Source organism: Bowmanella pacifica (assembly GCF_014645355.1).
GTDB lineage: Bacteria > Pseudomonadota > Gammaproteobacteria > Enterobacterales > Alteromonadaceae > Bowmanella > Bowmanella pacifica.
In genome coordinates this window covers 19666-41710 of record NZ_BMLS01000006.1, presented here as the reverse complement: position 1 = coordinate 41710, position 22045 = coordinate 19666, and the positions used below count along the sequence as shown (strand labels likewise).

Genomic DNA, 22045 nt, shown 5'->3' with positions numbered 1-22045 from the left:
TCACCGACAAAGTCTGTATAGCGACGAGCGGCCTGAGATAATCCTTACGCCGCTCGTTTGCTTTTTAAGAGTGTAATAATGAATAAGGTGTATAACTTTTGTGCAGGCCCTGCCATGTTACCCGTTGAGGTCATGCAGCAGGCACAGGCTGAATTTGTCGATTGGCAGGGACAGGGCTGCTCGGTGATGGAGTTAAGCCATCGCAGTAAAGATTTTATCCAGGTAGCCGAACAGGCTGAAGCCGATTTACGCGAGCTACTGGCGATACCCAGTAACTATAAAGTGTTATTTACCCATGGTGGTGGCCGCGGTCAGTTCTCAGCGGTGCCTCTTAACCTGGGCGGTAAGCAGGCGCAGGCCGATTATCTGGTCAGTGGCTCCTGGTCATCGGCGGCGGTGGATGAGGCTAAACGCTATCTGACACCCAATGTGGTCGCCACTAGCCGTTGGCAGGACGAGCGTTTGGTCGTTCCTGAGCCAAAAGAGTGGCAACTCAACCCCAACGCAGCCTATTTACACTATTGTCCGAATGAGACGGTAGATGGTGTCGAGATGTCAGAGGTTCCGGATATCGGCACAGTGCCATTAGTGGCGGATATGTCCTCTAATATTCTGTCCAAACCCGTGGATGTTTCACGCTTCGGTGTAATTTATGCCGGGGCACAGAAAAACATCGGGCCCTCAGGCTTGTCTGTGGTCATCGTAAGAGACGACCTGCTGGATCAGTCTATGGCACATACGCCCTCTATTCTGAACTACAAGATTTTGGCCGAGCAGGGCTCAATGTTTAACACGCCGCCTACCTATGCCTGGTATTTGGCGGGCCTGGTGTTTAAGTGGTTAAAAGCCCAAGGTGGGGTTGAGGCCATGGAAAAGCGCAATGCCGAAAAAGCCACATTGCTGTATGGCTATATTGACGGCAGCGATTTCTATCAGAACCGCATTCATACTGCCTATCGTTCACGTATGAATGTACCGTTTCAGTTAATTAATCCAGAACTGGATAAAGCCTTCTTACAGCAGGCGGAGCAGGCAGGTTTGAAAGCCTTGGCTGGACATCGCAGTGTTGGTGGTATGCGAGCCAGTATTTATAACGCTATGCCCATTGAAGGGGTGCAGGCGCTGGTTGATTTTATGACTGATTTTGCCCGGAGGAATGGTTAATGGAGCAATTGGTACTTAACCCCATCGGTCACATCGACGGTGAAGTGAACTTACCCGGCTCCAAAAGCTTGTCAAATCGTGCCTTGTTACTGGCTGCCATGGCAGAAGGTCAGACTGAACTGACCAACTTACTGGATAGCGAAGATATCCAGCATATGCTTAATGCCCTGACTAAGCTGGGTGTCAGTTATCAGCTAAGTGCTGATAAAACCCGTTGTACGGTGCAGGGATTAGGACATGCTTTTAAGGTGGCCGCCAAGCAAAGCCTGTTTTTGGGTAATGCCGGTACCGCCATGCGTCCTTTGTGCGCTGCTTTGGCCTTATCCGACGGTGAGTTTGAACTGACCGGTGAGCCACGTATGGAAGAGCGCCCTATTGGCGCGCTGGTTGATGCGCTTAGACAAGCTGGTGCGGATATTCAGTACTTGAAAAACCAAGGTTTTCCACCTCTGCTGATAAAAGGCAAGGCCCTGTCTGGCGGTACTATTCAGGTGGATGGCAGTGTTTCCAGTCAGTTTCTGACTGCCGTATTGATGGCGGCGCCCCTGTTCGAAGGCGAGACGCAAATCGAGATAGTTGGTGAGTTGGTATCTAAGCCGTATATCGACATAACCTTGGATACCATGGCTAAGTTTGGTGTGCAGGTGGAAAATCATCACTATCAGAAGTTTGTGGTAACCGCCGGCCAGTGTTACCGCGCACCTGGCACTTTCCTGGTGGAAGGCGATGCCTCCTCTGCTTCTTACTTTCTGGCGGCGGCCGCTATTAAAGGCGGTAAAGTCAAAGTAACAGGTATAGGACGTGACAGTATCCAGGGGGATAAGGACTTTGCATTAGTACTTGAAGCCATGGGCGCCAAGGTGAATTGGGGAGCGGACTTTGTTGAAGTGCAAGGGGGGCCACTAAAAGCGGTTGATATGGATATGAACCATATTCCGGACGCGGCCATGACTATCGCAACTACTGCTTTGTTTGCCACTGGTACCACGGCGATTCGCAATATCTATAATTGGCGGGTCAAGGAAACAGACCGTTTGCACGCTATGACCACTGAACTTCGTAAAGTGGGAGCTCATGTTGTCGAAGGGCATGACTTTATCGAGGTCACGCCGCCAGCCGCGCTTAAGCGTGCTGAAATTGATACCTACAACGATCACCGAATTGCCATGTGTTTCTCATTGGTTGCTCTTAGTGATACACCGGTAGTAATCAATGACCCCGGTTGTACCGCAAAGACATTTCCAGACTACTTTGAACGACTTGCCGAAATCAGTCACAGCTAGGCGATAGCGTGATTTAAAGCAAAAAGGCAGTGGCAAGAATGCCACTGCCTTATTCTGAACTAGGTACTTTCGTTGCTAATCCCTACTTAACGCGTATAATTGCGCGCGTTTTTTACAACGAAGACAGTTTTGGAGATTCGATGCAAGTAGCGCCTGTCATTACCATCGACGGACCGAGTGGAGCAGGGAAAGGCACAATCAGCGCCATGTTGGCAGAGAAACTGGGATGGCACTTTCTCGACAGCGGAGCTATCTATCGCGTATTGGCGGTTGCCTCCTTACATCATCAGATTGATGCGCAGGATGAGATGGGATTAGTGCCGTTGGCGTCCAGTTTAGACGTTAGCTTTGAAACCCAAACCCAAGGGGTTACCCGAATCATTCTGGAAGGTGAAGACGTCACTGATAGTATTCGTACCGAAGAGGTCGGCGCGGTAGCGTCGCAAGTTGCTTCTCTACCTCGTGTGCGTGAGGCTTTACTGAGGCGTCAGCGGGCATTTCGTGATGAGCCTGGACTGGTTGCCGATGGTCGGGATATGGGAACAGTCGTATTTCCCGGCGCACAAGCTAAAATATTCTTAACGGCCAGCGCCGAAGAGCGCGCTATGCGTCGTTATAAGCAGTTGAAAGATAAGGGGCTCGATGTTAGCATTGAGCGCCTTTTAACCGACATTAAAGCGCGTGACGAACGTGATACTAATCGTTCTGTTGCACCGCTGGTGCCGGCTGAAGATGCATTGGTTTTGGACTCTACTAATCTGAGTATCAACCAAGTGCTTGATAACGTTATGCAATATGTCCAAGGACAGTTGCAGAATAAATGATGAAACAGCTCGAATGTAAGGATGCGTCGAGCCAATTGGAACAACCCCACATTAGCGGGACTGCTAAGTGGATGTCAATATTTGAATAATCACACTATGACTGAAAATTTTGCTCAACTTTTCGAAGAAAGTTTAAAACAGCTTGAAACTCGCCCAGGTGCCATTGTTAAAGGTACCGTTGTTGCTATCGACAAAGACATCGTTTTGGTAGATGCGGGTCTCAAGTCTGAAAGTGCCATCCCTGCCGAGCAGTTCAAAAATGCTGAAGGCGCTCTGGAAATCGCAGTAGGCGACACTGTGGATGTAGCACTGGACGCTGTGGAAGATGGATTCGGTGAAACCATCCTGTCTCGTGAAAAAGCCAAGCGTCACGAAGCCTGGGTTGAGCTGGAAAAAGCATACGAAGAGAAAGCGACCATCAAGGGTATCATCAATGGCAAAGTCAAAGGCGGCTTTACTGTTGAAGTTAACTCTGTACGCGCTTTCTTACCTGGTTCTTTGGTTGATGTACGTCCAGTGCGTGACACTGTTCACCTGGAAGGCAAAGAGCTGGAATTTAAAGTTATCAAGTTGGACGCCAAGCGTAACAACGTAGTGGTATCTCGCCGCGCTGTTATCGAAGCTGAAAACAGTGCAGAGCGTGAAAGCCTGCTGGCCAACCTGGAAGAAGGTTTGGAAGTTAAAGGTATCGTTAAGAACCTGACCGACTACGGTGCATTCGTAGATCTGGGCGGTGTTGACGGCCTGCTGCACATCACCGACATGGCTTGGAAACGTGTTAAACACCCAAGCGAGATCGTAAACGTTGGTGACGAGATTCAAGTTAAAGTACTGAAGTTTGACCGTGAGAAGTCTCGTGTTTCTCTGGGCATGAAGCAAATGGGCAGCGATCCTTGGAGCGAAATCGCTCAGCGTTACCCAGAAGGTACTAAGCTGTCTGGCCAGGTAACTAACCTGACTGACTATGGCTGCTTCGTAGAAATCGAAGACGGCGTAGAAGGTCTGGTACACGTTTCTGAAATGGATTGGACCAATAAGAACATCCACCCATCTAAGGTTGTTAACCTGGGTGACGTGGTTGAAGTTATGGTTCTGGAAATCGACGAAGAGCGTCGTCGTATCTCCTTGGGTCTGAAACAGTGTAAAGCCAATCCTTGGGAAGAGTTCGCGAAAACTCACAACAAGGGCGACAAAGTGACTGGTAAGATCAAGTCTATCACTGACTTCGGTATCTTCATTGGTCTGGACGGCGGTATTGACGGTCTGGTTCACTTGTCTGACATTTCTTGGAACAAAGCTGGCGAAGAAGCCGTGCGTGATTACAAGAAAGGCGACGAAATCTCTGCCGTTGTACTGCAAGTCGACCCAGAGCGTGAGCGCATCAGCTTGGGCGTGAAGCAAATCGAAGAAGATCCTTTCAATAAGTATCTGACAGATAACAAGAAAGGTGCTATCGTTGTCGGTAAGGTTACCGCTGTTGACGCTAAAGGCGTGACGGTTGAACTGGCTGAGGAAGTTGAAGGTTATATTCGTTCAACCGATCTGATGCGCGACCGCGTTGAAGATGCTTCTGAAGTTGTCAACGTCGGCGAAGAAATCGAAGCCAAATACGTTGGTGTTGATCGTAAGAATCGTATCGTTAACCTGTCTGTGAAGGCAAAAGACGAAGCGGAAGAGAAAGAAGCGATCGACAAAGTGAACCAGCAGGAAGATACTGGTTTCGTTAACGCTATGGCCGAAGCTTTCAAAGCAGCGAAAGGCGAAGAGTAAGGAGTCGGGGAGGCCGACAGGCCTCCTCAACAGCTAGGTAACTGTATGATTTGTCCTAGATCACGAGGTTAATATGACCAAATCTGAACTAATCGACAGGCTCGCTGATAAGGCCCGACATATCCCCGCCAAGGAAGTGGAAGCGGCGATAAAAGAGATGCTGGAACAGATGGCGCAAACTCTGCAAAAGGGTGAGCGTATCGAAATCCGCGGATTCGGCAGTTTTTCACTGCATTATCGTGCGCCCCGCGTTGGCCGTAATCCAAAAACGGGTGAAACAGTGAAGCTGGACGGCAAGTACGTTCCTCACTTCAAACCCGGTAAGGAATTACGTGAAAGGGTGAATGACGGGATGACTCACTGATAAATAAAAGGCATCCCATATGGGGTGCCTTTTTTGTCATAGCCTGTCACAATGTAGCCTTATCACCGAGTCAATCTTGTTTGACGTTAATATTCATCAATGAAAATCAACCCTGATTGCATACGTGGGAGTGTGACTTGAAACTGATTTTGAGCCTGCTGCTGGCAATCTTGATTTTTTTGCTTGCCCTGGCCATCGGTGCACAAAATGATCAACTGGTTCAGGTTAACTATCTTATCGCGCAATCTGAATTGCGACTGTCCAGTCTGATGGCCGCTATGTTCGTTAGTGGTGTCCTGGTTTGTCTGCTGTTCTGTATCTTCTGGTTTATCGGTTTTCGTTGGCGTGACCGACGCAAAGCTAAGTTGGCTCACAGTCAAAGAGACCATTAATTCCCATGCTTGAGCTGCTCTTTCTTCTGCTTCCTGTTGCAGCCGGTTATGGTTGGGTAATGGGGCGCAACAGTTTGCGTCAGGCACAGCGTAAACAGTCCAGTATTTTGTCCCGGCATTATTACAAAGGACTTAACTTTCTTCTTTCTGATCAGCCTGATAAAGCTGTTGATACCTTGATCAAAATGATCAATCTGGACAGCGATACGGTTGAAACCCATATTGCCATGGGCAATTTTTTTCGCCACAGAGGGGAGTTGGATAGGGCGATTCGTATTCACCAGAATCTGGTGGAGAAGGAACACCTTAATGACAACCTTAAACAGCAGGCGCTAAAAGAGCTTGGGCGGGATTATCTGTTGGCAGGTTTTTTGGAACGCGCCGAAGCTGCCTTTCTGCAGCTGCTAGATAGTGATAAGTATTTTATGGACGCCCAACAGCAGCTGTTTAATATTTATCAAACCACCAAGGAGTGGGAACGAGCAATTGAGTTAGCAGAGCGTATGGTCAATTGCCATGGAGATAGCCTGGAATTGTGTGAACGCGTTGCCCATTTCTACTGTGAGCAGGCTGGGGTTCACATCAAGAAACAAGAGTTTGAGCTGGCGGAGAAAAGTCTGCAAAAAGCCGTATTGTCGGATGAGCACGCGGTCAGACCCTGGTTAATGCTGGGGCAAATGGCCATTGCGCAGCAAAATTACCTGCAAGCACAGGAATACCTAAAACAGGTACCGGTTCGGGATGTCACTTGGTTAAGTGAGGCTGTTCCCTTGTTACAGGAATGTGCTGACAAACTTGGCGATAGCAGCGAGCTTGAGCAGTTACTGGAAACCTACCATCAACAATGTGCGACCGCTTATCTGGCTAAAGTAAAATTGATGGCCAGTAAAGGGCAGGACAGACAAGCGGCAGAATTTTTACTGCAGCAGCTTCGTAAGAAGCCAACCATGAAGGGGTTTGAAACCCTGATGAACTTATATCAGCATCAGAGTACCGCAGAACAGCAGGTTGGCAATAGCCTGGCGATGCTGCAGGAACTGGTGCAAGAACAAATTAAACAAAGACCCAAATATCGTTGCAGTGCCTGTGGCTTTTCCGGCCGGCAACTGCATTGGCTATGCCCGTCATGTAAAAAATGGGGACTGGTGAAGCCCATAAAAGGTTTGGATGGAGAATAGATGAAAGATCCCAAAATCGTTGTTGCACTGGACTTTGATAGCCAAAAGAAAGCGTTGCAATTTGTTGATCAAATTGACCCTCAAGCTTGTCGTTTAAAAGTCGGTAAGGAGATGTTTACCTACTTTGGTCCAGACTTTGTGAAGCAATTAATCAGCCGGGATTTTGACGTATTTCTTGACCTGAAATTCCATGATATTCCCAATACCGTTGCCAAAGCCTGTGTTGCCGCAGCCGAGTTGGGTGTCTGGATGGTTAATCTGCATGCCAGTGGTGGTAGCAAGATGATGGAAACCAGCCGACAAGCGCTAGAGCAATTTGGTAGTGAACGACCCTTACTTATCGCTGTGACCGTTTTAACCAGCATGTCAGAGGCAGAGCTGCGTGCGACGGGCGTAGATAAAACACCAGAGCAGCAAGTATTGCACCTGGCCGGTTTGACTAAGGCTGCCGGGCTGGATGGCGTTGTCTGTTCAGCGCAGGAAGCACTGTTGTTAAAGCAGCACCTGGGACAAGCTTTTAAGCTGGTTACGCCAGGGATCCGTCCAGCCGGCGCAGATATCGGTGATCAACATCGCGTAATGACACCGCAGCAGGCAATACAAGCCGGGGTAGATTATATGGTGATAGGTAGACCGATAACTCAAGCAGAGGATCCTGTCGCCGCGTTGGAGGCGATAAATCGCTCTATTGCCTGATAAGGTGCATGATTCATTAGAAAGCCGCTAACTTGATGTCAGCGGCTTTTTTGTGTCCCTAAGCTATCTCGTGTTGGCATTTTGATTATGTGACAGGAACGCAGAGCGACGTTAATGTACGTTAGTGCAGAGTGAGGCGGGGAAGGTGTTTGGAGCTTAAGGTATAGACTCAGAAGAGCAGTAGACTTTAGACCGAGCATAAAAAAATCCGGTGCCAAAGGTCACCGGATTTTTACTTCTTCAGTTAGCTTAGTTACTCAGTCAAGCTTGCCGGCTTTGCCGCCGGGGCATCAGCGTTAGCGGTATAACTGGCACGTGCCGCAGCTTTACCAGATGTCTTCAGTTCTGGCCTGTTCGCCATTTCTAGTGCCTTGATTTGGATTTCGGCAAACTCTTCAGGCAAGCTGACGGGTTTAGCCATAGGCGCTGACGTAAAGCGGAACTGGGCAACTTTTGGTGCACTTCCGGCAGATTTTGCTGGCGCAACCTTAGTACTTGGCTTAGCCTTTTTCTTAGCTACTTCAGCTACTTCAGCTACTTCAGCTACTTCAGCTACTTCAGCTACTTCAGCTACTTCAGCTACTTCAGCTACTTCAGCTACTTCAGCAACCTGTGGTTTCTCGTCGGCATTGTCTTCCAAAGCAATTTCTACTTGCTGAGGCGCTTTGGCACGACGGGTTCTGCGCTTAGGCTTGTCGGCTTTTTCTAACGCAGCAGTATCCTCTTCGACTGCAGCTGGCTTGCTCTCAGTCGCCCCAGCGTTGCTATCTGCCTCGATAACCTGTGGCTCAGCCTCGTTGTCAGGTTGTGCTTCTGGTTGTGCAACCACATCCAAGGCCAGTTGATCCTGTTCTGGCTGAGTGGCTTCGCCGTCCTGTTCCTGATCCTTGCGGCGCTTTTGACCGGCGGCACGGATATGGCGAGGTGAACGACGACTGCGATTGCGGCCGGTCTCTTCTTTGGTTTGCTCTTTGTCCGAGTTTGCAACTTCACTTTCTGCAACGTCATCGGCTTTCGCTTCTACAACAGGCTTTTCCTGCTTCACCTGTTCAGCTGGCTTAACCACAGGCTGTGCCGGCTGGTTGTTATCCGCTACTACTTCAGGGGTTACCTGCTGCTCATGGACAAGCTGTTCATTGTCCTGCGGATTGGAAGACTCTGCCGCCTGAACTCGTACCGAACGACGCTTATCACGACGCTGACGACGCTCTGCAACCTGTTCTTGCTTAGGCTGACGAGCCTGCTGCTCATTACCGGATTTATCAGCAGCCTGTTGCTGATTTTGTTGTTCGGTATTCTCAGCTTTGTTACGGCGGTTATTTCTGCGTTGATCACGCTGCTCATCACGGCGGTTATCTTTACGCGTATCCTCACGATTTGCTGTCTGCTCATCACGGCGATCATCACGCTTGTCATCCTGACGAGCACGACGATTATCGCGACGATTATCGTCTTGTCTGTTTCTATCCCGGCGTGGCTTTTTACCGCGTTGCTGATTGCGGTTACCGCGACGGTCAGATTCGCTAGGCTTGCTTTCTGGCTGTTTAGGTGCAAACAGAGCTTTTAACCAGCTTCCCAGCTTATCCAGCAGACCTGGACCTTGAGGTTCTACTTTTTTGGCTACCGGCGCAGCTTTGGGTGGGGATATCAAGGTTTTCAGTGCCGGCTCTTCACGGCTGGGTTGCTCTTGACCGACCTTGGGTTGGTCGATGTTTTTCGTTTCGTCAAGGCTTACATTGTAGCTAACTTCACTAATCACATCGTCAGATCTATGGCGGGTTACCCTGTAATGGGGGGTTTCCATATTCGGATTAGGGATGATCAGTAAGTGCACCTGATGGCGCTGCTCGATACTACGCACCGCATTGCGTTTTTCGTTCAGAAGGTAAGTTGCCACACTGACAGGCACCTGAGCTTCAATTTGGCCGGTGTTATCCTTGATGGCTTCCTCTTCCATGATGCGCAGTACAGACAGTGCCAGTGACTCTGTGCCACGCACTGTGCCCACGCCATCACATCGTGGACATACATGGTGAGCCGATTCACCCAAAGAAGGGCGCAGACGCTGACGGGACATTTCCAGTAAGCCGAAACGGGAAATACGGCCAAGCTGCACTCTGGCGCGATCAGATTTAACCGCATCAGCGAGGCGTTTTTCCACTTCACGTTGGTGACGCACTGGGGTCATATCGATAAAGTCGATAACGAACAAGCCGCCTAAATCACGCAGACGTAATTGACGAGCAATCTCATCCGCTGCTTCCAGGTTGGTGTTCAGCGCCGTTTCTTCAATGTCGCCGCCTTTGGTGGCCCGCGCTGAGTTGATATCAACGGAGGTTAGCGCCTCGGTTTGGTCAATCACTATAGAGCCGCCAGAGGGCAGACGCACTTCGCGCTGGAATGCCGACTCAATTTGCGTTTCAATCTGGTAATGGCTGAACAGGGGCACATCGCCTTTATACAGCTTAATACGGCTGATAAAGTCAGGTCTGACTAACTCAATATGCTGTTTGGCCTGCTCAAAAATTTTCTCGTCATCAATGAGAATCTCACCGATATCGCGACGCAGATAGTCACGGATGGCGCGAACAATGACATTACTTTCCTGGTGAATCAGGAAAGGGGCCTGACGCGCTTTTGAGGCATCTTCAATGGCCTGCCAGTGGGTGAGCAATACACTTAAATCCCACTCAAGTTCTTCGTAAGATTTTCCAACCCCAGCCGTACGTACAATCAAACCCATGCCATCAGGCAAAGCCAACTTGTTTAGTGCTTGCTTCAGGTCGGTACGCTCGTCTCCTTCGATACGGCGGGAAATACCACCGGCACGTGGGTTATTAGGCATTAATACCAGGTAGCTTCCAGCCAGGCTGATAAAGGTGGTCAGAGCCGCGCCTTTTTGTCCGCGTTCTTCTTTGTCTATCTGAACGATGACTTCCTGGCCTTCTTTGATGGCGTCCTTAATATTGGGACGACCTTCAAAATTGTATCCTTTGGGGAAGTAGGTGCGGGCGATTTCTTTGAGAGGGAGAAAACCATGGCGCTCTGCGCCGTAGTCAACAAAGGCGGCTTCCAAGCTGGGTTCAACCCGGGTGATACGCCCTTTATAAATGTTTGCTTTCTTTTGTTCATGACCGGGACTTTCAATATCCAGATCATAGAGTTTTTGCCCATCTACCAGGGCAACACGCAACTCCTCGTGCTGAGTTGCGTTGATTAACATTCTCTTCATTTCGTGACTCGATAGGTATCGATCACTATCGAAATACAAGATCCCACCAGCGTCTCACAGCGTCTTAACAGTGCAGTCTCCCGACTGGGTGGTGGCTCAAGCCAATAAATTGTGTGGTCTTAATTACAGACTGCCTGTCAGGCATTATGTTGGCCTGACGGGTATTCAAACTGGTTTAATACTTTGCTTCGATAGCGATCTAATTCTTAAAAAATTTGTTTTTTTGCCTGGGTTCTGCCTTGCCGTGATACACGAACTTTTACACTCTTCGTGCCCGGTATGCTCGCTTACTCACCACCTCGATGAGAATCTGTCGCTTAGCGTTCAGAACCCGACCTGTATTATATTGACAGGCCTGATCATCTTGTTTTTAAGATCAAAAGCCTTGTGATTATCGCACTAAAGGAAGTTTACAGGCAAGGTAATTCAAATATTAAGTGAGTGGGCCCTTTCTGATAGTTTTTCTTAGCTTACCTGGCCGTGAGTTATGTCTGTGGGCGTTAAGTGCTGAAGATGTCTTATGCGATGGTATAAGCATCTGGCTAGCAAAAATTCTTGTGTGAAATTTTCAGTTACGTGCTGCCTAAATAAGGTAAAATAGGCGTCCTATGACAGAACAAATATCATCAAAAGTACAACTTATTCAGGTTGATCCGGAGCTTGAAGGGCAGAGAATCGATAACTTTTTGCGCACTCAGTTAAAAGGGGTGCCTAAAAGCTTGATTTATCGTGTTTTGCGTAAGGGGGAAGTACGGGTTAATAAAGGACGTATTAAACCTGACTATAAGCTGCAGGCGAATGACATCGTGCGCATACCGCCCTTGAAGGTGGCAGAAAAAGCCCAAGGCCCTTCGGTTAAACTGGATAAAGTCTCGACCCTGGAACAGCATATTCTGTTTGAGGATGATCAGCTCATTGCCATTAATAAACAGTCCGGTATGGCGGTGCATGGGGGGAGCGGGCTGAGCTTTGGCGTGATTGAAGCGCTGAGAGCTTTGCGTCCAGAGCAAAAGTATCTGGAGTTGGTACATCGCCTCGACAGAGATACTTCAGGTTGTTTGCTGATTGCGAAGCGACGTTCAGCCCTGAAGTCTTTGCATGAACAGCTTCGCGACAAGACTGTTGATAAGCGATATCACGCCTTAGTGGCTGGCGAGTGGCCAGACAATCGACATAAAGTCAGAGCCCCACTGAGAAAAAATATTCTAAAGTCTGGTGAGAGAATGGTGTCTGTGGCACCCGATGGTAAGGAATCTGAAACGCGTTATCAGGTTTTGGAGCGTTTTTCCGGCGCCACCCTAGTGGAAGCTTTCCCTGTGACCGGAAGGACACACCAGATCAGGGTGCATTGCCTGCATGCCGGACATGCTATTGCCTGTGACGACAAATATGGCGATGAGTCATTTAATCGTCATATGACAACGCTAGGATTAAAAAGACTGTTCTTACATGCCTTCACGTTGTCTTTTATTCATCCTAAGAGTGGGGAACGTCTGAGCTTGAATGCGCCTTTAGACCCTCAGTTGACCGCCGTATTAAAGCAGATGCGTAAATAAGATGTATAAGCTGGTTATTTTTGATTGGGACGGCACGTTGATGGACTCAGGTGCCAGAATTGTGTCCGCCATGCAAACCGCAGCTCTACGGGCAAATCTGCCGGTGCCAACCGAGGCAGCAGTGAAAGACATTATTGGCATCAGCTTATTGCCGGCCATGCAGATTTTGTTTGGAAAGCTGCCCGCCGAAGAGCAACAGTTGTTGTTTGAATGCTACAAACAAGAATACGTAGAAAATGATAAAACCCCAACACCCATGTTTGAAGGGGCATTCTCATTATTGGAAAATTTGTTGGGGCAGGGGCGTTTGTTGGCTGTTGCCACCGGCAAAGCCAGAAGAGGCCTGAACCGGGTTTGGCAGGACACCAACACCGGCCATTTCTTTCATGCTTCCCGCTGCGGTGACGAAGCAGAGTCTAAGCCATCCTCTGATATGCTGAGCCAACTGCTGGACGAATTGCGAGTCAGCGCCGAAGAGGCAGTTATGATTGGTGATACGGTTTATGATATGCAGATGGCTGAGCAACTTGGCATGGATCGCATAGCCGTCAGCCATGGTGTGCATGAGAGTGAACGGCTTGCACAGCATCAGCCGCTGATTATTGTTGACTCGTTGGCTCAGTTGCAAACTTATCTGTCTTAATCTGACGAGTGACTGGACAAAGGGTCTATTCCTGCTTTTTGCAGCATATCAATGAGTGCGATAAGAGGTAGGCCCACCAGACTGTTCGGATCGCGACCGGATAAACGTTCGAATAAACAAATCCCAAGGCCTTCGCTTTTGAAGCTGCCAGCACATTGGTAGGGTTGTTCCTTTTGCAGGTAGGCTTCTATCTGTTCCTCATTGAGCTGCCTGAACTGCACATCGAAGGTTTCTATTTTTAACTGACTTTCCCCAGTGACGCTGTTAAATAAACATAAGCCGGTATAGAAACGCACGAGTCTGCCACTGGCGTGAGTTAATTGTGCCACAGCGGCGTCATGAGTGAGGGGTTTACCAATAATCTGCCCATCCAGTGAAGCGACCTGATCGGAGCCGATAACCAAACTTGGTATATCCATCTGCTGCGCCACTGATTCGGCTTTGGCTCTGGCCAGGCGGCTGACCAGCATGTCTGGAGTTTCGCCTTCCATAGGGGTTTCATCGGCTTGGGGGCTGGCGCAAATAAAGGGAATCGCCAGTTTTTCCAGCAAGCTTTTACGATAAGGAGAGGTGGAGGCGAGAATCAATTGCATGCCGGAAAGTCCATCAACATAAAAAGAAGGGGGATTGTAACCATGTCTTGGTGCTTTACCCAAGGCCTTGTCGGCATAGATTTTCTTTGACTAAGCTTGTTCGTGGCTATATCATGCGCGCCCTATGCAGAAAGTGAAATTGCCCAAACAACTGGATCCGGTCAAAAGCGCCATGAAGCGTTCCGAGTATTTCGGCGTGATGGTGCCTAAAGACATGGTTCGATTGCAACAGGCAGTCGCTGAGGCAAACCAGGACATTGAGATTGAAGTCAAATTCGACAAAGACGCGCAGGGTCTGACTTTTTTCGAAGGCCACCTGGCTACCGAAGTTTCGCTTATCTGCCAAAGGTGTCATGGCACCTTTGCTCATCATTTGGATGTGTCATTTTGCTTCAGTCCGATAAAGCCTGATCAAGACACAGATGAGATACCGGAGGCTTATGAGCCGGTAGAGGTCAATGACCATGGAGAAGTCAATTTACTTCAACTCTTTGAGGATGAGCTTATTTTAGCCTTGCCTATTGTGGCCTTTCACGCAGAAAAAGACTGCAAGGTAAGCGAGGATGAAATGAGCTATGGAGTAATTGAACCGGTGGCTGAGCGTCCAAACCCCTTTGCGGTGTTGAAAGAACTTAAGCGAGATCAGGAGTAGGTAATGGCGGTACAACAGAATCGTAAAACCCGTTCTAAGCGTGGTATGCGTCGTTCGCATGATGCTTTGACTGCGGAAACTTTGTCTGTAGATTCCACGTCAGGCGAGACGCATCGTCGTCATCACGTAACGGCTGACGGTTACTACAAAGGCAAAAAAGTCATCGCTAACTAAGCGGGCTGACTTTGACTAATCTAACCATTGCGTTAGATATGATGGGGGGCGATATAGGCCCCCCTGTTACTCTTGAAGCTGCTGTTCATGCGGTGACGGAATTCCCTCATCTTCATCTTATTTTATGTGGTGATCCTCAGGCATTGAACGAAGGCCTGGCGAAATATCCGCAGGCACCATCGTCACAGTTGCAAATTGAACCAACCGAACAAGTGGTTGGTATGGATGAACGGCCAAGCACTGCGCTACGTAGCAAAAATAAATCTTCCATGCGCAGAGCGTTGGAACTGGTTGAATCCGGTCAGGCTGATGCTTGTGTCAGTGCCGGTAACACCGGTGCATTACTAGCCATGGCCTATTATGTGCTCAAGACCTTACCGGGTATTGACCGGCCAGCTTTAATCTCATCACTTCCCACTATCAGTCATCGAAAAGTATATCTGCTGGACTTAGGTGCCAACGTGAACTGTGATTCAGAAATCCTGTTTCAGTATGCGGTGATGGGGTCGGTATTGGCCGAGGAAGTGGAAGGGATGGAACGCCCAAGAGTTGCTTTACTCAATGTTGGTGAAGAGCAGATAAAGGGCAATGATCAGGTCAAGCATACGGCACAAATTTTATCCTCGGTGCCCAGTATTAATTACATTGGCTACATTGAGGGCAATGATATTTTTACCGATAAGGCCGATGTGGTGGTCACTGACGGTTTTGTTGGCAATATTGCTCTTAAAGCTTGTGAGGGGCTGGGGAAGCTGATTTTTACCGAAGTGAAACGTGTTTCAGGCAAAAACCTGTTCACCCGGATAATGGCGCGTATGGCGCTACCTATCCTGAAAAAGATTTACGCCAGGGTGAACCCCGACCAGTATAATGGCGCCAGTCTGATAGGATTGCGCGGAATTGTCGTTAAGAGCCATGGTAATGCCTCCAGCGAAGCTTTCCTGTATGCCATTAAAGAGGCGATGCAGGAAGTTACCAGACAGGTTCCGAGCAAGATAAAACATAAAATAGAAACTCTTCTAATGGAAAGGCCTTAAGCATGTATTCAAGAATCATCGGCACCGGCAGTTATTATCCCAGCCAAGTTCGTTCCAATGCCGATCTGGAGCAAATGGTCGATACCAACGATGAATGGATTACCGACAGAACAGGTATAAAGGAAAGACGCATTATCGGGGCGGATGAAACGGTTGCGACTATGGGCGCAGAAGCATCCCTGAAAGCCATTGAAATGGCCGACATCGACCCTCGCAGTATAGATATGATTGTGTGCGCGACTACCAGTCATGACAAAGCCCTTCCTAGCGCCGCTTGTGATATCCAAAAAATTCTTGGCTTGGATGGCATCCCTGCCTTTGACGTCGCCGCCGCTTGTGCTGGCTACTGTTACGCGCTGAGCGTGGCAGATCAATATATTAAGTCAGGTATGGCTAAGCGGATTTTGGTCATCGGCTCAGATTGCCTAAGTCGTTTGGTTTCTCCTTCTGATCGCACCATGGTTATTTTGTTTGGTGATGCCGCGGGCGCCACCATTCTGGAAGCCAGCGAAGAGCCTGGTATTCTTTCTACCCATATTCATGCTGCTGGCTCATACAACGATTTGTTGTATGTGGGTAACCCCAGCCGCGGTGAAGAACAGTCTGTGCATGAAAATTGGGGCGTAATGAAAGGCAATGAGGTATTCAAGGTCGCTGTGACTAAATTAAGCGAACTGGTTGAGCAAACCTTAGCCGCCAATAATATGCAAAAGTCCGATCTGGACTGGTTGGTACCGCACCAGGCTAATTTCCGCATTATTAAAGCCACGGCTAAGAAGCTTGAAATGCCCATGGATCGCGTGGTGCTTACGCTTCAGGATTATGGCAATACCTCGGCCGCGACCGTACCTACGGCGCTGGATACGGCCATTCGCGATGGGCGCATTCAACGCGGTCATAACTTGCTGCTGGAAGCGTTCGGCGGTGGGTTTGCCTGGGCATCGGCCCTGGTTCGTTACTAATAGTTTCTTATTCATCGCCCGGTTCGGCGTTTTCGGTACAGATGTCAATGAGTTCATAGGGAGGCTGATATGTTGCCTGCCTATGTGCTTTTGTCTCTGTGATTTTTACACCAAGGTGTCAGAACCGCGTGAGCAGAAAAAATCAGGAGATTGAAAATGGCAAAATTGGCATTTGTCTTCCCCGGCCAGGGATCCCAAAGTGTTGGCATGCTGGCGGACCTGGCAGTCGAATATCCGCAAGTACAAGAGACTTTCGCTCAGGCCAGTGAAGTACTCGGATATGACTTGTGGGCATTGATCCAAAATGGTCCGGAAGCCGACCTGAATGCAACCCACCGCACTCAACCTGCGTTGTTGGCGGCCAGTGTCGCTATTTGGCGCGTGTGGCAGGCTAAAGGGGGAGAACAGCCTCAGGTCTTGGCCGGACACAGTTTAGGTGAGTATTCGGCTCTGGTCTGTGCCGGTGTACTGGACTTTCAGGACGCCATCAAACTGGTTCAACTGCGTGGTGAATTAATGCAACAAGCAGTACCGGCAGGCACTGGCGCTATGTATGCCATTATCGGCCTGGACGACGATAAAGTGATTGCTGCTTGTGAGCAGGCCGCCCAGGGTGACGTGGTGTCCGCGGTTAACTTTAACAGCCCCGGCCAGGTGGTGATTGCCGGGCAGACCGAAGCGGTTGCCAGAGCCGGCGAAGCGTGTAAAGAAGCAGGGGCAAAACGTGCGTTGCCATTACCTGTCAGTGTGCCGTCTCACTGCGCACTGATGAAGCCTGCGGCTGAAAAACTGGCCGTTGAACTTGAAAAGCTGCAGATTAACGCGCCGGTTATTCCTGTGGTAAATAATGTGGATGTGGCCATGAGCGATGATCCGGCACACATTCGTGATGCCTTGGTACGCCAGTTATACAGCCCGGTAAGATGGACCGAGTCGGTACAGAAGCTGGCCGAGTTGGGCGCACAAAAAGTATTGGAAGTCGGACCGGGCAAAGTGCTGACCGGTCTTATCAAGCGTATTGATAAGAGTCTGGAAGTTGATGCCATCAACACGCCTGACTCGTTGAATGCAAATGTATAAAAAGGAAGACCAACATGTCTGAACTACAAGGCAAAGTGGCCCTGGTAACCGGCGCGAGCCGTGGCATAGGTAAAGCTGTGGCCCAGAAACTGGCAGCGCAGGGCGCAACCGTAATTGGTACCGCCACCTCTGGCAGTGGTGCCGCTGCTATTAGTGAGTATTTGGGCGCCAATGGTAAAGGCCTGGCATTAAATGTCACGGACAGCGCGCAACTTGATGCCTGTCTTGAACAAATTCGCAGCGAATATGGTGAGATTGATATTTTGATCAATAACGCCGGTATTACGCGCGATAATTTGCTGATGCGCATGAAAGATGATGAATGGTCGGATATCATGGATACCAACCTGACATCTATTTTCCGTCTGTCCAAAGCAGTATTGCGTGGCATGATGAAAAAGCGTGCAGGTCGCATTGTCAATATCGGCTCTGTGGTCGGTAGTGCTGGTAATGCAGGGCAAGCCAACTACGCGGCAGCTAAAGCCGGTGTCATTGGTTTCTCTAAGTCATTGGCCCGGGAAGTGGCTTCCCGTGGTATTACGGTGAACACAGTGTCACCCGGTTTTATTGATACCGATATGACCAAAGCATTGACGGATGAGCAGCGTGAAGCCATCTTTAAGGACATTCCGGCCAATAGGTTGGGAAATCCCGAAGAGATCGCAGCAACGGTGGCCTTCCTGGTTTCTGAAGGGGCAGCGTACATCACCGGCGAGACTATTCATGTAAATGGCGGGATGTTTATGGCTTGATTATGTAGCCAACTGCAGTAATCTTACGTATTTGTGCAGGTAAATTTCCTGTACCTGTTAATGATTGTTAATTGAGCGCATTTGTGGTTTGACCAGAAAAAAACTTCATTCTCTTGCTTGCAAGGCCTGGAGTTGCTGAATACACTACTGCCAAATTCACATCTAGCCTCACTTTAAGGGAAAACTAGAATTATGAGTAATATCGAAGAACGCGTAATTAAAATCATCGTAGAACAATTGGGCGTTAAAGAAGAAGAAGTAAAGCCTGAAGCGTCCTTCGTTGACGATCTGGGTGCTGATTCTTTGGATACTGTTGAGCTGGTGATGGCACTGGAAGAAGAGTTTGATACTGAGATTCCAGACGAAGAAGCCGAGAAGATCACTACTGTTCAATCTGCTATCGACTACATCAACGCTCACAAAGACGCGTAAGAAGATAGAAATCAACGGCTCGCTCAGAGCCGTTTCTTTTCCTACCTATAAAGACTATATCCCTTGCGGAGGCCATAGTGTCAAAACGTCGTGTTGTAGTAACAGGTCTTGGCATGCTTTCCCCTTTGGGCTTGGATACCACCTCAACCTGGAATGCATTACTGCGAGGTGAAAGTGGTATTGGCAATATCGAAAGCTTCGATGTGAGCAACTTTTCCACCCGTTTTGCTGGTGCTGTGAAAGGCTTCGATGTTGAGCAGTACATGCCCAAGAAAGAAAGCAAAAAGATGGACTTGTTCATCCAGTATGGAGTGGCTGCCGGTATGCAGGCACTGAAGGATTCCGGTTTGCAAATCTCCGAGGCCAATGCCGGCCGTGTAGGGGTTGCCGTAGGATCCGGCATAGGTGGATTGGGACTCATTGAAGAGAACCACAGTAAATTGCTGGCGTCGGGACCTCGTAAGATTTCCCCGTTCTTTGTGCCCTCTACCATCACTAATATGATTTCTGGTTTTCTGTCGATTATGGAAGGCCTGAAGGGACCGAACCTGAATATTGTTACTGCGTGTACAACCGGGGTGCACAATATTGGCATTGCGGCCCGTACTATCGCTTATGGTGACGCTGATGCCATGCTGGCCGGCGGTGCTGAAGCGGCCATTACCCCCTTGGGGTTAGGTGGTTTTGCGGCAGCCAGAGCGTTGTCTGCCCGTAATGATGATCCTAAGGCAGCAAGCCGTCCCTGGGACAAGGATCGTGACGGATTCGTGATGGGTGATGGCGCCGGTGTGGTGATGCTGGAAGAGTATGAGCACGCCAAGGCACGCGGTGCAAAAATCTATGCTGAACTGGTTGGTTTTGGCATGAGCGGCGACGCTTACCATATGACGTCTCCACCTTCTGAAGGGCAGGGCGCGGCAGCGGCCATGGCTCATGCACTTGCGGATGCGGGTGTGAACGCTGAGCAAGTTGGCTATATCAATGCCCATGGCACCTCTACGCCTGCCGGTGATGTTGCTGAAGCGCAGGCCGTTAAGTCGATATTCGGCGCAGCAGCCAGTCAGGTTATGGTCAGTTCAACCAAATCTATGACTGGGCATTTACTTGGCGCAGCGGGCGCGGTTGAAGCTATCTTTACTGCCTTGTCTTTGGTGCATCAGGTGGTTCCACCTACTATTAACCTGGACAACCCGGATGAAGGTTGCGACCTGGATTTTGTTCCCCATACCGCACGTGACGTAAAGATGGAGTACGCTTTGTGTAACTCCTTCGGTTTTGGCGGTACCAACGGCTCTTTGCTGTTCAAAAAAATCTAAGTGCTTAACAACGCAATCAAAGCCTGTTAGTTTCTGACAGGCTTTTTTTTTGTAACAGGAACCCTTGCCTCAGATGACATCGTCCTTGCTGATTAATGGTCAGCCCGCCGACTCACTTATTGCCTCTGACCGTGCTATTCAATATGGTGATGGTGTATTCACTACTATCAGAATAAAAGACGGTGAACTCGCGTTTTGGTCAGAACATCAACGCAGATTAGAGCAAGGGCTGGCGCGTCTTGGCATTGATTTTCATGAGTGGGATGCCTTAGGTGCTTGCAGTGTGAAACAAGCGATAGGGCACTCAGATGCGGTTTTAAAGATTCTGATCAGCAGAGGCTCTGGTGGACGTGGTTACTTGCCACCAAGTCCTGCAAAGGCGAATTGGATCATCAGCTTGCATCCTATGCCAAGTCATTATGCTTTGTGGCGTCAGCAAGGCATCAGCTTACATTTATCTCCTATACAACTGGCCAAGCAGCCCTTATTGGCAGGTATCAAGCATTTAAATCGTCTGGAGCAAGTATTGATCCGCCAGCACGCGCAAAGGCAGGGGTGGTTAGACGCTTTGGTATGCGATACCGATGGCATGTTGGTTGAATCTTCCGTGGCCAATGTGTTTTGGCGTATCGGTAATACCTGGTATACGCCAGAGCTGTCATACGCCGGGGTAGATGGCATTATGCGTCAGCACCTGATGCAAATTTTGCAAAAACGAGGTGACAGTTTATATCAAGTCCGCTGTGCGCCCTCCTGCCTAGCGCAAGCAACGCAACTACTACTTTGCAATAGCTTGATGGGGGTTGTACCTGTCGCAGACTTTGCGGGCCGCCAATATAGCCTGAATGGGTTAGCACAACTGAACAAGGAATGCGGTTTTGTCTAAGTGGAAGGCAATATTATTGATCGTTGTCGTTAGTTTGGCTGGTGTATTCTTTTTCGCCTATCAGCAGTTCAATTCGACGCTCTATACCAAATTGGCCTTTAGCCAACCAACATTGTACGAGCTCAAACGTGGGCAGAATATGCACCATCTGTTGAGATATTTGGGCGAAGAAGGGGGCTTGTCTGCCAATTGGCCGGTCAAACTGTTAGTCAAAATTGACCCGGCTTTGGCCAGGTTAAAAGCTGGCACCTATGAATTGACCCCGGATATGAATGCACTGGATGTGATAGCGCTGTTGGTTAGCGGCAAGGAAAAGCTGTTCGATATCCGTTTAGTGGAAGGGTTTCGCTGGCGTGATTGGTCACAGCAACTGCAATCCCACCCGCATTTAGATGCGACACTGCTTGATGAGTTTGCGCAGCAACTAAACCCGCAGGGAGGAAGCCTGGAGGGATGGTTGATGCCGGATACCTACCACTTTACCCAGGGTACGCAAGCTAGCGAGTTGGTGAATCGGGCCTATCAGGATATGCTGGATTTCTTGCAGGCGCAGTGGCCAAACCGCAAAGCGGATTTGCCTTATAACAGCCCCTATGAGGCACTGATTATGGCCTCCATTGTGGAAAAGGAAACCGGTCTTGCCGAAGAGCGGCCGCGCATAGCGGCGGTATTCGTTAACCGCCTGAGAAAAAAAATGCGTTTGCAGACCGATCCTACAGTGATTTACGGTATGGGTGAGGCGTTTGATGGCGATATCCGTCGTCAGGATCTGCGTGCTGCGACCCCGTACAATACCTATGTGATTAAAGGGTTACCACCTACCCCCATTGCTATGGTCAGTCGTGAGGCCTTAATGGCCACTCTTCATCCTATCGACAGTGACGAGTTGTATTTTGTCTCACGTAACGATGGTAGCCATGTATTTTCCACTAACCTTGCCGATCACAATGCTGCGGTGCGACAATACCAACTGAAAAAATAGTCGTCATTGCATCGCATAAACCCAGCCGGGGCGTTAATAGGTCTGGGGATTATTGTGTGGTCGGTGCATTAACCAAT

At 49.2% G+C, this 22045-nt stretch carries 22 protein-coding genes; 20 read left to right on the top strand and 2 right to left on the bottom strand.

Features of this window, described 5'->3' with window-relative positions; translation table 11 throughout:
* Positions 1–78: 78 nt before the first annotated feature.
* From serC to pyrF, 8 genes are all read left to right on the top strand, one after another.
* Entirely contained in the window at positions 79–1164 is a 1086-nt protein-coding gene (gene serC, locus IEX02_RS16095; protein WP_188697502.1) for a 3-phosphoserine/phosphohydroxythreonine transaminase, read from the top strand.
* Entirely contained in the window at positions 1164–2447 is a 1284-nt protein-coding gene (gene aroA, locus IEX02_RS16090) for a 3-phosphoshikimate 1-carboxyvinyltransferase (protein WP_188697500.1), read from the top strand. The genes serC and aroA overlap by 1 nt, the downstream gene beginning before the upstream one ends.
* A gap of 140 nt (positions 2448–2587) precedes the next feature.
* Positions 2588–3271, top strand: coding sequence for a (d)CMP kinase (gene cmk, locus IEX02_RS16085; protein ID WP_188697498.1), 684 nt, complete (start codon positions 2588–2590; stop codon positions 3269–3271).
* A 96-nt stretch (positions 3272–3367) separates the two neighbouring features.
* A complete protein-coding gene (rpsA, locus tag IEX02_RS16080; RefSeq protein ID WP_188697495.1) occupies positions 3368–5041 on the top strand; it encodes a 30S ribosomal protein S1 in 1674 nt (557 codons plus the stop codon).
* 73 nt (positions 5042–5114) lie between these two features.
* On the top strand, positions 5115–5405 hold the full coding sequence (gene ihfB, locus IEX02_RS16075; RefSeq protein ID WP_188697492.1) for an integration host factor subunit beta: 291 nt from the start codon (positions 5115–5117) through the stop codon (positions 5403–5405).
* Between the two features lie 137 nt (positions 5406–5542).
* Positions 5543–5797 carry a lipopolysaccharide assembly protein LapA domain-containing protein gene (locus IEX02_RS16070; RefSeq protein WP_188697490.1) on the top strand — a complete coding sequence of 85 codons (255 nt, stop codon included), beginning with the start codon at positions 5543–5545 and terminating at the stop codon, positions 5795–5797.
* Positions 5798–5802: 5 nt separating this feature from the next.
* The gene (gene lapB, locus IEX02_RS16065; protein WP_188697487.1) at positions 5803–6975 is read left to right on the top strand and encodes a lipopolysaccharide assembly protein LapB; all 1173 of its coding nucleotides are present in this window, start codon (positions 5803–5805) and stop codon (positions 6973–6975) included.
* A complete protein-coding gene (gene pyrF, locus IEX02_RS16060) occupies positions 6976–7671 on the top strand; it encodes an orotidine-5'-phosphate decarboxylase (RefSeq protein WP_188697485.1) in 696 nt (231 codons plus the stop codon).
* Positions 7672–7924: 253 nt separating this feature from the next.
* On the opposite strand, the gene rne is transcribed toward pyrF, so the two are convergent.
* The gene (gene rne / locus IEX02_RS16055) at positions 7925–10894 is read right to left on the bottom strand and encodes a ribonuclease E (protein WP_373285029.1); all 2970 of its coding nucleotides are present in this window, start codon (positions 10892–10894) and stop codon (positions 7925–7927) included.
* 617 nt (positions 10895–11511) lie between these two features.
* On the opposite strand from rne, the gene rluC reads away from it, so the two are divergent.
* Positions 11512–12459 (top strand): 23S rRNA pseudouridine(955/2504/2580) synthase RluC, encoded by a 948-nt coding sequence (gene rluC, locus IEX02_RS16050; RefSeq protein ID WP_188697479.1) that lies wholly within the window; start codon positions 11512–11514, stop codon positions 12457–12459.
* Between the two features lies 1 nt (position 12460).
* Positions 12461–13102: an HAD family hydrolase gene (locus tag IEX02_RS16045; RefSeq protein ID WP_188697476.1), complete on the top strand. Its 642-nt coding sequence runs from the start codon at positions 12461–12463 to the stop codon at positions 13100–13102.
* Here the strand turns inward: IEX02_RS16045 and IEX02_RS16040 are convergent.
* Positions 13099–13695, bottom strand: coding sequence for a Maf family protein (locus tag IEX02_RS16040; protein WP_188697472.1), 597 nt, complete (start codon positions 13693–13695; stop codon positions 13099–13101). The genes IEX02_RS16045 and IEX02_RS16040 overlap by 4 nt on opposite strands.
* 124 nt (positions 13696–13819) lie before the next feature.
* On the opposite strand from IEX02_RS16040, the gene yceD reads away from it, so the two are divergent.
* The 10 genes from yceD to mltG all read left to right on the top strand — a co-directional run bounded on the left by yceD (position 13820) and on the right by mltG (position 21968).
* A complete protein-coding gene (gene yceD, locus IEX02_RS16035; RefSeq protein WP_188697469.1) occupies positions 13820–14347 on the top strand; it encodes a 23S rRNA accumulation protein YceD in 528 nt (175 codons plus the stop codon).
* Positions 14348–14350: 3 nt separating this feature from the next.
* Positions 14351–14521, top strand: a complete 171-nt coding sequence (gene rpmF, locus IEX02_RS16030) for a 50S ribosomal protein L32 (protein ID WP_088328389.1) — start codon at positions 14351–14353, stop codon at positions 14519–14521.
* 11 nt (positions 14522–14532) lie between these two features.
* A complete protein-coding gene (gene plsX / locus IEX02_RS16025) occupies positions 14533–15558 on the top strand; it encodes a phosphate acyltransferase PlsX (protein ID WP_188697467.1) in 1026 nt (341 codons plus the stop codon).
* Positions 15559–15560: 2 nt separating this feature from the next.
* Positions 15561–16520: a beta-ketoacyl-ACP synthase III gene (locus IEX02_RS16020; protein ID WP_188697463.1), complete on the top strand. Its 960-nt coding sequence runs from the start codon at positions 15561–15563 to the stop codon at positions 16518–16520.
* Positions 16521–16676: 156 nt separating this feature from the next.
* On the top strand, positions 16677–17600 hold the full coding sequence (gene fabD / locus IEX02_RS16015; protein ID WP_188697461.1) for an ACP S-malonyltransferase: 924 nt from the start codon (positions 16677–16679) through the stop codon (positions 17598–17600).
* Between the two features lie 14 nt (positions 17601–17614).
* The gene (gene fabG, locus IEX02_RS16010) at positions 17615–18352 is read left to right on the top strand and encodes a 3-oxoacyl-ACP reductase FabG (protein WP_188697458.1); all 738 of its coding nucleotides are present in this window, start codon (positions 17615–17617) and stop codon (positions 18350–18352) included.
* A gap of 192 nt (positions 18353–18544) precedes the next feature.
* Positions 18545–18784 (top strand): acyl carrier protein, encoded by a 240-nt coding sequence (acpP, locus tag IEX02_RS16005; protein WP_102795318.1) that lies wholly within the window; start codon positions 18545–18547, stop codon positions 18782–18784.
* Positions 18785–18861: 77 nt separating this feature from the next.
* Positions 18862–20100: a beta-ketoacyl-ACP synthase II gene (gene fabF, locus IEX02_RS16000; protein ID WP_188697455.1), complete on the top strand. Its 1239-nt coding sequence runs from the start codon at positions 18862–18864 to the stop codon at positions 20098–20100.
* Between the two features lie 73 nt (positions 20101–20173).
* The gene (pabC, locus tag IEX02_RS15995; RefSeq protein WP_188697453.1) at positions 20174–20986 is read left to right on the top strand and encodes an aminodeoxychorismate lyase; all 813 of its coding nucleotides are present in this window, start codon (positions 20174–20176) and stop codon (positions 20984–20986) included.
* On the top strand, positions 20979–21968 hold the full coding sequence (gene mltG, locus IEX02_RS15990; RefSeq protein ID WP_229702256.1) for an endolytic transglycosylase MltG: 990 nt from the start codon (positions 20979–20981) through the stop codon (positions 21966–21968). The genes pabC and mltG overlap by 8 nt, the downstream gene beginning before the upstream one ends.
* Positions 21969–22045 lie beyond the last annotated feature (77 nt).

Bases quoted from the DNA above. Each gene is read 5' to 3' on its own strand.
- IEX02_RS16045 (WP_188697476.1), top strand. From the start codon at position 12,461: ATGTATAAGCTGGTTATTTTTGATTGGGACGGCACGTTGATGGACTCA.
- rne (WP_373285029.1), bottom strand. From the start codon at position 10,894: ATGTTAATCAACGCAACTCAGCACGAGGAGTTGCGTGTTGCCCTGGTA.
- rpsA (WP_188697495.1), top strand. From the start codon at position 3,368: ATGACTGAAAATTTTGCTCAACTTTTCGAAGAAAGTTTAAAACAGCTT.
- IEX02_RS16020 (WP_188697463.1), top strand. From the start codon at position 15,561: ATGTATTCAAGAATCATCGGCACCGGCAGTTATTATCCCAGCCAAGTT.
- IEX02_RS16040 (WP_188697472.1), bottom strand. From the start codon at position 13,695: ATGCAATTGATTCTCGCCTCCACCTCTCCTTATCGTAAAAGCTTGCTG.
- pabC (WP_188697453.1), top strand. From the start codon at position 20,174: ATGACATCGTCCTTGCTGATTAATGGTCAGCCCGCCGACTCACTTATT.
- ihfB (WP_188697492.1), top strand. From the start codon at position 5,115: ATGACCAAATCTGAACTAATCGACAGGCTCGCTGATAAGGCCCGACAT.
- pyrF (WP_188697485.1), top strand. From the start codon at position 6,976: ATGAAAGATCCCAAAATCGTTGTTGCACTGGACTTTGATAGCCAAAAG.
- fabG (WP_188697458.1), top strand. From the start codon at position 17,615: ATGTCTGAACTACAAGGCAAAGTGGCCCTGGTAACCGGCGCGAGCCGT.
- acpP (WP_102795318.1), top strand. From the start codon at position 18,545: ATGAGTAATATCGAAGAACGCGTAATTAAAATCATCGTAGAACAATTG.
- lapB (WP_188697487.1), top strand. From the start codon at position 5,803: ATGCTTGAGCTGCTCTTTCTTCTGCTTCCTGTTGCAGCCGGTTATGGT.
- rluC (WP_188697479.1), top strand. From the start codon at position 11,512: ATGACAGAACAAATATCATCAAAAGTACAACTTATTCAGGTTGATCCG.
- serC (WP_188697502.1), top strand. From the start codon at position 79: ATGAATAAGGTGTATAACTTTTGTGCAGGCCCTGCCATGTTACCCGTT.
- fabD (WP_188697461.1), top strand. From the start codon at position 16,677: ATGGCAAAATTGGCATTTGTCTTCCCCGGCCAGGGATCCCAAAGTGTT.
- yceD (WP_188697469.1), top strand. From the start codon at position 13,820: ATGCAGAAAGTGAAATTGCCCAAACAACTGGATCCGGTCAAAAGCGCC.
- aroA (WP_188697500.1), top strand. From the start codon at position 1,164: ATGGAGCAATTGGTACTTAACCCCATCGGTCACATCGACGGTGAAGTG.
- rpmF (WP_088328389.1), top strand. From the start codon at position 14,351: ATGGCGGTACAACAGAATCGTAAAACCCGTTCTAAGCGTGGTATGCGT.
- cmk (WP_188697498.1), top strand. From the start codon at position 2,588: ATGCAAGTAGCGCCTGTCATTACCATCGACGGACCGAGTGGAGCAGGG.